Origin of the sequence: Archangium sp. (assembly GCF_036389735.1) — a bacterium.
GTDB lineage: Bacteria > Myxococcota > Myxococcia > Myxococcales > Myxococcaceae > Archangium.
Genome location: NZ_DASVWK010000403.1, coordinates 1 through 9,156 on the forward strand (window position 1 = coordinate 1; position 9,156 = coordinate 9,156).

8 protein-coding genes are annotated in these 9,156 nt (G+C 70.2%); 3 read left to right on the top strand and 5 right to left on the bottom strand.

The features are described from left to right. Positions 1 to 131 precede the first annotated feature (131 nt). Entirely contained in the window at positions 132 to 1,775 is a 1,644-nt protein-coding gene (locus VF794_RS14575) for a serine/threonine-protein kinase (protein ID WP_331110795.1), read from the bottom strand. After that, positions 1,776 to 2,642 (bottom strand): DUF2381 family protein, encoded by an 867-nt coding sequence (locus tag VF794_RS14580; RefSeq protein ID WP_331110797.1) that lies wholly within the window; start codon positions 2,640 to 2,642, stop codon positions 1,776 to 1,778. A gap of 170 nt (positions 2,643 to 2,812) precedes the next feature. Between VF794_RS14580 and VF794_RS14585 the strand changes: the two genes are divergently transcribed. The 3 genes from VF794_RS14585 (at position 2,813) to VF794_RS14595 (ending at position 6,965) form a co-directional block, all read left to right on the top strand. Continuing rightward, positions 2,813 to 4,963, top strand: a complete 2,151-nt coding sequence (locus VF794_RS14585; RefSeq protein ID WP_331110799.1) for a M13 family metallopeptidase — start codon at positions 2,813 to 2,815, stop codon at positions 4,961 to 4,963. A gap of 59 nt (positions 4,964 to 5,022) precedes the next feature. Beyond that, positions 5,023 to 6,216: a prephenate dehydratase gene (pheA, locus tag VF794_RS14590; protein WP_331110800.1), complete on the top strand. Its 1,194-nt coding sequence runs from the start codon at positions 5,023 to 5,025 to the stop codon at positions 6,214 to 6,216. A gap of 359 nt (positions 6,217 to 6,575) precedes the next feature. Then, the gene (locus tag VF794_RS14595; RefSeq protein WP_331110802.1) at positions 6,576 to 6,965 is read left to right on the top strand and encodes a hypothetical protein; all 390 of its coding nucleotides are present in this window, start codon (positions 6,576 to 6,578) and stop codon (positions 6,963 to 6,965) included. On the opposite strand, the gene rsgA is transcribed toward VF794_RS14595, so the two are convergent. From rsgA to VF794_RS14610, 3 genes are all read right to left on the bottom strand, one after another. Further along, complete coding sequence (gene rsgA, locus VF794_RS14600; protein ID WP_331110804.1) at positions 6,934 to 7,995, bottom strand: ribosome small subunit-dependent GTPase A; 1,062 nt, start codon at positions 7,993 to 7,995, stop codon at positions 6,934 to 6,936. The genes VF794_RS14595 and rsgA overlap by 32 nt on opposite strands. 83 nt (positions 7,996 to 8,078) lie before the next feature. Continuing rightward, a complete protein-coding gene (locus VF794_RS14605) occupies positions 8,079 to 8,861 on the bottom strand; it encodes a hypothetical protein (RefSeq protein ID WP_331110806.1) in 783 nt (260 codons plus the stop codon). Between the two features lie 111 nt (positions 8,862 to 8,972). After that, positions 8,973 to 9,156, bottom strand: a 184-nt coding sequence (locus VF794_RS14610; protein WP_331110808.1) for a helix-turn-helix domain-containing protein, incomplete at its 5' end; no start/stop codon positions are given.

Consider the following 9,156-nt stretch of genomic DNA (forward strand, 5'->3'; position numbering starts at 1 on the left):
CACCGCGCTGGCCGAGGCGGTGAAGGCCGCGGGACACGCGCCCCTCCACTGAAGGCAACTCCTCCCTCGCTCTTCGTGAGAGGGTCGGGGTCACTCCCGGACGTCCGGAAGTGCACCGCGGGTAGGCCCCCTTACTCGGGCCGCTCGAAACGGCGCGTCACCGTCATGGGCGCCGCTTTGCTGATTTTGAAGGTACCCGGCTGTGTGCCCGGCCGCTTCCGGTATCCCCCCCGCTCGTCGTAGCCAAGTACCATGCACACCGGCATTTTCTGGCCGGTGGGCAGCTCCGCCTCTGTCCAATAGGCCTGCACCTCCTTGCCTCCCGTCCACATGTACCCGTAGAGCTTGGTGCCCAGCGGCAGCAGATAGTGCGCGTCATCTGAATCCATGATGCCGCTCACGATGGAGCCCGCCCGGTAGTCCCCGAAGTCTTGCAAGATGCCCTGGTTGTGGATGTCGAGCTGGACCAGGCCCTGCTTGCCTGGCCCAAAGCCCTTCTTCGCCATGGCGTCGAGGGCCTCTGGAGGGCAGTCCTGGGGCCAGGTGGGTTTCACCGGCACCCCGGCACAGCCGGAGGTCACCAGGCACACGGCCGCCGCGAGCGACTTCATGAAGTCGAACTCCCGTGGGGACCACTGCGTGTCGGGAGCCGGCGGGGCACTGGCGGGGGCCTTGGTTTCATTCATGGATGGACCTTCTTGTGTCGGGGGACTTCGGGTGAAGAGCACGGTGGCCAGGACGGCGCCCAACACGATCGCCCCCCAACGCCACCCGGGCCAGGGGCGCGTGAGGGCGCGCGGCGTCCGCTCGGTGGTACGAGAGTGCGGTGTGGCCGCCTCGTTCCCCTCGAAGAGGCGCGCCTCCATCTCGCGTCCCCCGCCACGCCGCAGCGTGGCCAGTGTCTCGGCCACCTCGCGCGCACTGGCGGGTCGCTCCTCGGGACGCGGCGCCAGGAGCCGAAGCACCAGGGCCCCCACTGCTGGAGGGATGCGCGGGTTGAGGGAGGAAGGGGCCTGGGGAGTCCGGCCCTCCAGGCGCGCCCGGTGCGAGTCCTCGCCCTCGGCTTCGAAGGGATGGGCCCCGGTGAGCGTCCGGTACCAGGTGACGCCCAGGGCGTACAGGTCATCCGCGGGGCGGAACTCATAGTGCGCCTCGAGGTCGCCGAGGTGCTCTCGCTGGAAGCGCAGGGCCTCGGGGCTGCGGTAGTCCTTCGAGCCCGGCGGCAGTTGGGTGCCGGTGAGCGAAGCGGCGCCCGCGTAGTCGCCCACGCCCAGGTCCACCAGCACCAGGCACCCGTCTTCCTCCCGCACCAGGAGGTTCTGCCCCTTCACGTCCCGGTGGCGCGCGTCCACCTCGTGTAGCGCGTGCAGCCCCAGCGCCGATTGCTCGAAGAGCTCCAGGGTCTCGCGCACCCGGGCCTCGCGCAGGGAGGCCCAGGCGTACAGGTGGAGGCCCGGCACGTACTGCATGACAATGAAGGGCAGGTGCACCCCGGAGCCCGGCACCACCCAGTGGCCCGCTTCGATGAAGCGCACCACGTGAGGGTGCTTCACGAGCTTTAGCAGCTCCGCCTCCCGCTCCAGCCGGCGCGAGAGGACCCCTGGTTGCAGCGCCAGTTTCAGCGCGGCCAGTCGCCGGGGCTCGCGCATGTGCCGCACGAGGTACACCGCCCCATAACCGCCCCAGCCCAACCGGCCGATGACGCACCAGTTGCCCACGGGCGTGCCCGGGGTCAGGTCCACCGGGTCCGCTCTCCAGGACGCGGGGGGGGACATTCAGCGCGCCTCCTGGATGAGCACGCTCCGGTCACCGTCCCGCTCCCTCACCTGCACGCGCACGGGGGCAGCGGCCTGCTCCTCCGGCACCGCCACCACCACCCGCCCGAAGGCTCCCGGCTCGATGGGGGCCTCCATGTTCACCTCCCACCGTCCGCCGCTCCCAGGCGCCCCGTCCGTTGACGAGAGAGGCACCACCTCCGAGGCGAGCCAGGGCCTCGCCCCCACGGGGTTGAAGACGCGCAGGCCGAGGAGGCGCTTGCGGCCGTTCAGACAGTCCCAGGTCTTTTTCACGAGCACCCCGGTTCCGACGGCATCTCCCTTGAACAGGATGGCGGAGACGCTGGGAGCCTCCTCGCTCAAGTCCTGCGAGAGCAGGAAGCGGGAGACCGGGTCCAGCCCGCTCCGGGACGCGGGTGGTTCCGGCTCCAGTGGCGAACGGGCCGAGCGCGGGCGCAGCTCCACGTCCACCTGCGAGTCCACCTCGGAGGGGTGCGAGACGAGCAGGAAGCGCAGCCGGATGCGAGCCGTGCCCTGGATGAGCACCACCTCCAGCCGCAGCGGCTTGCCGGGGGGCAGCTCCTGGAGCGGTTCGAGCAGGAGGGAGCGCGCGGCCACGTCCATCCGGACGCCGCGCCCGAACCCCGCTTCCTTCAGCTCGGCGCGCTCCACCTCCGCGTCGAAGCGCATCACGGTGGTGACGCTCGGGGCCAACCGCAGTTCCAGCTCCGTCCCAGCGGGCCGCTCGGAGAGGATGAGCTGTTGCTCGCGGCGCACGCGGGCCACGGGCTGCTGAGCCACGGCCACGGGGCTCCAGACGAGCAAGGCCACCACGACGGCCCGCTGTGGTGAGGATGGCGAACGCATGACCTCCGGCGTCTACCACATCGACATGACCGGAGCCATCTTCTCGCGTTTTCGCGGCGAACTCGTTCGGGGTGGGTGGCCTCCTTTCCACGGATGCCGCGCGACGATTGGGATTAAGCAGCGGGCCTCGTTGTTGGGGGGCCCGCCTTTCTCCTGCTCAGGAATCTCTCATGACATCTCCGTTCCGACATCTTCCGGGAGCCACCCGCGTGGTGCTCACGGCCAGCGCCTCGGTGTGGCTCGCCGCGTGTGCCACCTCCGCGCCGATGGACAAGCCAGCCGCGCCGACGCAGGCGCAGCCCCAGCCCGCCGCCGCGCCGGCTCCTTCCCCGAAGCCCACCTACGGCAGTTTCGGTGTCGACACCGCCGGGATGGACCCGTCCGTGAAGCCCGGCGACAACTTCTACCGCTACGCCAATGGCACGTGGCTCGACAAGACGGAAATCCCGGCCGATCGGTCGAGCTACGGCATGTTCACGAGGCTCGCGGAAGAGGCGAGCCGGCGCACGCGTGCCCTCATCGAGGAGTCCGCGAGCGCCAACGCGCCCGCGGGCAGCGACGCCCGCAAGCTGGGTGACATCTTCGCGAGCTTCATGGACGAGGCGGCCATCGAGTCCAAGGGCCTGGCGCCGCTCAAGCCCGAGCTCGACCGCATCGCCGCCATCAACACCCGGCGCGACCTCGCCGCCGCGCTCGGTGACACGCTGCGCGCCGACGTCGATGCGCTCAACACGGGAGACGTCACCACCGCCCGGCTCCTCGGCCTCTGGGTGACCGAGGACCTGAACGAGCCGTCGCGCTACGCCGCCTATCTGCTCCAGGGCGGCCTGGGCCTGCCGGATCGCGACTACTACCTCGTCGACAACCCCCGGTTCTCCGAGGTCCGCCAGAAGTACCAGCAGCACATCGCCGCCATGCTGCGCCTGGCGGGCATCTCCGACGCCGAGGCCCGGGCGCGCCGCATCGTCGAGCTCGAGCGCGACATCGCTCGGGTCCACTGGGCCCAGGTGGACACGCAGGACGTCGCCAAGACCAACAACCCCTGGCCTCGCGAGGAGTTCGCGAAGCGAGCGCCCGGCCTCGACTGGGATGCCTACCTCGGCGCCGCGGGGCTCGGGCAGCAGCGCGCGTTCATCATCTGGCAGCCGAGTGCCCTGACGGGGATCGCGAAGCTCGTCGGCGGCGAGCCCGTGCAGACCTGGAAGGACTACCTGACCTTCCATGCCATCTCGCGCGCCGCGCCCTTCCTGTCCAAGGCCTTCGTCGACGAGTCCTTCGCCTTCCATGGCCGCGTGCTCTCCGGCGCGCAGCAGCACCGCGAGCGCTGGAAGCGCGGCGTCGACGTCACCAGTGAGGCCATGGGGGAGGCCATCGGCAAGCTCTATGTCGAGCGGTACTTCCCGCCGGAGGCCAAGGTGGAGGCCGACAAGATGGTCCGCAACATCGTCGCGGCGTTGGGCCAGCGCATCGACGCCCTCGCGTGGATGTCACCGGAGACGAAGGCGCGCGCGAAGGAGAAGCTGGCCACCCTCCAGGTCGGCATCGGTCACCCTGCCCGGTGGCGCGATTACTCGGGGCTCGAGGTCGTTCGCGGGGATGCCTACGGCAACGCCGAGCGCGCGTCGCGCTTCGAGTATCGGCGCAACCTGGACAAGCTCGGCAAGCCGGTCGACAGGGCCGAGTGGTTCATGGTCCCGCACCTCGTGAACGCGCTGAACTCTCCGCAGCAGAACTCCATCATCTTCCCCGCCGCCATCCTCCAGCCGCCCTTCTTCGACCCAAATGCCGACCCGGCGGTGAACTACGGCGGCATCGGCTCCGTCATCGGACATGAGATCGTGCACAGCTTCGACGACGTCGGCGCGCAGTTCGACGCTCGCGGCAAGCTGGCCAACTGGTGGACGAAGGAGGACGCGGCGAAGTTCAAGGCCGCCGGACAGGCGCTCGCCGCGCAGTACAACGCCTACCGCCCGCTGCCCGATGTCTCGGTGAATGGCGAGCTGACGCTCGGGGAGAACATCGCCGATGTCGCCGGGCTGGCCATCGCCCATGATGCCTACCGGCTGTCGCTGGACGGAAAGCCGGCGCCGGTGCTCGACGGTTTCTCGGGCGACCAGCGCTTCTTCCTCGGCTTCGGGCAGGTCTGGCGCAACAAGTACCGCGAGCCGACCCTCCGCCGCACCCTGCTGACGGACGGGCACGCCCCGGGCGAGTACCGCGCCTCGACCGTGCGCAACCTGGATGCCTGGTACGAGGCCTTCGGCGCCGCCCCCGGACAGACGCTCTACCTGACGCCCGAGCAGCGCGTGCGCATCTGGTAAGAGGGGGGGGCTGAAGGGCACGGAGGCGTTCTCCGTGCCCCACCGCGCGCTGGAGACCGATGGCCACCAGGAAGATCGGAAAGAAGAGCAGCCCTCCCGCCCGTAAGCCCCGTGACGTGCCGCCGCCCGAGCCCCCCGTGGACTCGGGCCGGCTCCAGGAGTTCCGCCGGAAGATCGATGCCGTCGATCAGCGCCTGGTCCGGCTCCTCAACGAGCGGGCGAGACTCGTCGTCGAGGTGGGCAAGACCAAGCGCGCCGAGGGCACGCCCATCTACGCCCCGCACCGCGAGGCCGAGGTGCTCCGCAAGGTGCTGGCGTCCAACGAGGGACCGCTGAGCGACCGCGCCGTGGAGGGCATCTATCGCGAGCTGATGAGCGGCTCCTTCGCGCTCGAGCAGCCGCTGCGCATCGGCTACCTCGGCCCGCCCGGCTCCAACTCGCACGCCGCCGCCGTCAAGCAGTTCGGCTCCTCCGTGGACTATGAGGACCTGCGAGAAATCGTCGGCGTCTTCACCGAGGTGCGCCGGGGGCACGTCAACTACGGGCTCGTGCCCATCGAGAACTCCCTTGGTGGCGGCATCGTGGAGACCCTCGATGCCTTCAAGGCCAATGCCCATCAGATCTCCATCTACGGCGAGGTGCAGATCTCCGTCCACCACGCCCTGCTCGCCAACTGCCAGCCCCGCCAGGTCCGGCGCATCCACTCCAAGCCGGAGATCTTCCAGCAGTGCCGCGCCTGGCTGAGCACCCAGTACCCGGGCGTCGAGCTGATGCCCGCGGCCAGCAGCTCGCGCGCCGCGCAGATCGCCGCCGAGGAGTGTCGCAAGGCGCTGGAGATTGGTGCCGAGCCCGGGTCCGCCGCCATCGGCACGGCGCTCGCCGGGCAGCTCTACGGGCTCAATGTCCTCTTCCCGCGCATCGAGGACGACCCGAACAACATCACCCGCTTCGTCATCATCGCCCGGCAGAACGCCCAGCCCACGGGCGATGACAAGACGTCGCTCATGTTCACCACCGAGGACAAGCCCGGTGCGCTGGTCTCGGTGCTCGGCGTCTTCCAGGCCGCTGGCATCAACCTCTCGCACATCGACAAGCGGCCCCAGGGACGCGAGCGGTGGACCTATACGTTCTTCGTCGACGCGCTCGGCCACCGGGAGGATCAGGCCATGGCCGCCGCCGTCGAGGAGGCCCAGTCCCACTGCCGCGAGCTGTTCATCCTCGGCAGCTACCCCCGCTCGCGCCGCATCCTCTGACAACGAGGGCGCTCACAAACGCCAGCGGCCGACTCTTTCTGGCGAATGATTGCAATGCCGAGGAGGCGGACCATGGAACTCGAGCACCACGGAGGGGCCTTTGCGCACGCGCCGATGTGCGCCGCCCTGCTCCGTGCCGCTTGTTCCGTGCCGCTGCACGCGCCCGCCTGCCTCGGTTTCGTGCCAATCGCTCCTCCACGTTGTTGATGTCGCGGTAGGGGGGGCGAGCCGAGGGGTCCTTACCTGCTTCGCTCCACCAGCGAGCCGGGACATGGGTCGTGGTGCGTGCGTCACGGGGGCGGGTTGCTGGCTCTACCTGTCTCCCCGTACCGCCCACCCCTTCGCGCAAGGAGCGCGCCATGACCCCATACCTTCAGATCGTGAAGGCCCTCGCGTCCCGGAAGTTGAGAACGACCGCCGTGGCGCTCATCGTGGCCGGGGCGCTCGGCATCGAAGCGGCCCCCCCCGAACGCCTCCACACCGCGGTCGTGGGTGGCTCGCTCGGGTTCTCGCTCCTGTTCGCCTGGCTGTTCTTCCACCACGGCCTGCCTCAACTCCCTCAGGGGCAGCGAGGACCGCTCACCCTCGTGGTGCTCGTGGTGTTGTCCGCCTTGCTGATCATCCAGGCCCGTGCCGTGCTGGCCCTCGCCTCCGAGGTGCTCCAGCTCCAGGCCTCGCGCCCCGGGGTCACCGCACCCCGGGGGCAGGCGGCGGCGTTCACCGGCCGCGCTTCTTCTGGAAGTCGTTGAAGGCGCGGGTGGTCTTCTTCGTTTCCTGCTTCTGGCGGGCCTGGGCCTGGGCGTCACGCTGGCGCTCCAGGCGCGTCGCTTCCTGTTGGAGCTTCCGGAAGTTCTCCAGGCGCTCGGGGGCGAGCCGGCCGTCCCGGGTGGCCGCCTGGACGGCGCAGCCGGGCTCGTTCTCGTGGTGGCAGTCATTGAAGCGGCACGTGGCCGCCAGTTCCTCGATGTCCACGAAGGCGGTGCGCACGCCCTCCTCGTTCTCCATCATCCCGAGCTCCCGCATGCCCGGCGTGTCGATGACGAGGCCCCCCTGGGGCAGGACGAACAGCTCGCGGTGCGTGGTGGTGTGCCGGCCCTTGTCGTCCTCGCGCATCTCGCCCACCTCCTGGCGCGCGGTGCCCAGGACGCGGTTGATGAGGGTGGATTTGCCCACGCCCGACGAGCCGATGAGCGCCACGGTCCGGGTGCCTCCGATGTACCGCCAGAGGGCGTCCACGCCCTCGCCGGTGACGCTGCTGACGATGTGCAGGGGGACGTCCGGGGCCAGCGCGGCGATGCGCTCGCGGGCCGCCTCCACGTCCTCGCAGAGGTCCGCCTTGGTGAGGATCACCACGGGCTGGGCGCCGCTGTCCCAGGCGACGGCCAGGTAGCGCTCGAGCCGCCGCGGGTTCAGGTCCCGTGTCAGCGCGGAGACGAGGAAGACCACGTCCACGTTGGCGGCCACCACCTGCTCCTCGTCGGCCCGGCCGGCGGCCTTGCGGACGAGCTGGGTGCGCCGGGGGAGCACGGCCTGGATGAGGGTGGTGCCCTCCTGGCTCTGGGGCTCGAAGGCGACCCAGTCACCGACGACCGGGCGCACGGACTCTCCCTTGCGGATGGCCATGCGGAGTCGACCCGGGATGGTGGCCCGCATGTCGCCTCGCGCCGAATAGAGCACGTACTCGACGCCGTAGTCGGCGCCGATGCGCGCCGGCTCCACGCCTCCGCTCGCGTGGGAACCCCAGGCCTCCTGGAAGGAGGGCCCCCAGCCAAGCTTCATCAATACGGGCTCGTCCATGCTCATGCCGAACCCAGACTATGCCCATCGGGGGTGGGTTGGGGTAGGGAGGACGCGAGCACCCCTCAGCGTTCGCGCGGGGGCGCCTCTCGTGCCGCCGGGGCGCGCTGTCGCGGAAGGACCAGGGTGCGCACCACGGGGTCTCCCGGTTCCAGCACCGGACCCAGCCCGCCCACCATCACCGGGGGCTCGGCGCCGACGAAGTAGAGCGAGGTGTCGGGGGCCTTCACGACCAGGGCCGCGAGGCCGATCTCCGGATGGAGCACCACCCGTTCCGCGGTGAGCGTCTTGTCGCCGAGGGCCACGGACTCGCTGCCCTCCCGGGACAGCTTCACCTTCGCCTTGCGGGGCTTGGGGGTGAAGGCGATGGCTTGCAGTTGCACGTCCTCGCCCTGTCGCAGCCGGGGCAGGAGGTTCTTCGCCGCCAGGACGAAGCCGACTCCGGCGAAGGTGCGGCCCGGCTCCACCTTCAATTGCTCGTTGTACCGGCGCGTCTTGCCTCCCTTGTGGGTGAGGCCCGTGGCGCGTCCGGTGCCGAAGTCCATGGTGAACTGGCGTGTCGTCCGGTCTCCCGTCTGCTCGCGCCATGTCCACCGCTCCTGGGTGAGCTCCGGCTGGAGTCGAAGGACGGAGGACTCCTCGATGCGCCGTCCATCGGCGTAGCGGTAGGTGAGCAGGACGTGGAGCTGCTCTCCCTCGGTCCAGGAGGTGAGGGTGCCCTCCCCGAGGGGCTCGCCCTGGGGCGTGCTCACCTGGAGGGTTCGGGTGGTGTTGCGCTCCGGGAAGAGCGTCTCCACGGCCCGGGCCGGTGTGGCGAGGCCCATCAGCAGCCCCAGCCCGAGCAGCAAGAGTCCACGGAGGTGACGAGGTGTCTGGCCCATGCCTGGAAGATGGGCGGGGAGTGGCGCCCCGGGGAGCGCGGGCCTGGACCTCCCGGCCGCCTGGAGGGCAGGCAGGCGCTACACCAGCCCGTGCTCCTCCAGCTTGTTGTACAGGGTGCGGCGGCTGATGCCGAGCAGGCGCGCGGCGAGGGTGCGGTTGTCCCCCGCGCGCTCCAGGGCGTCCACCAGGGCCTGCCGCTCCATCTCCTTGCGCTGCGACTCCAGGGTGCGCCCCTCGGCGCCCGCGCCGCCCACCGCGGGA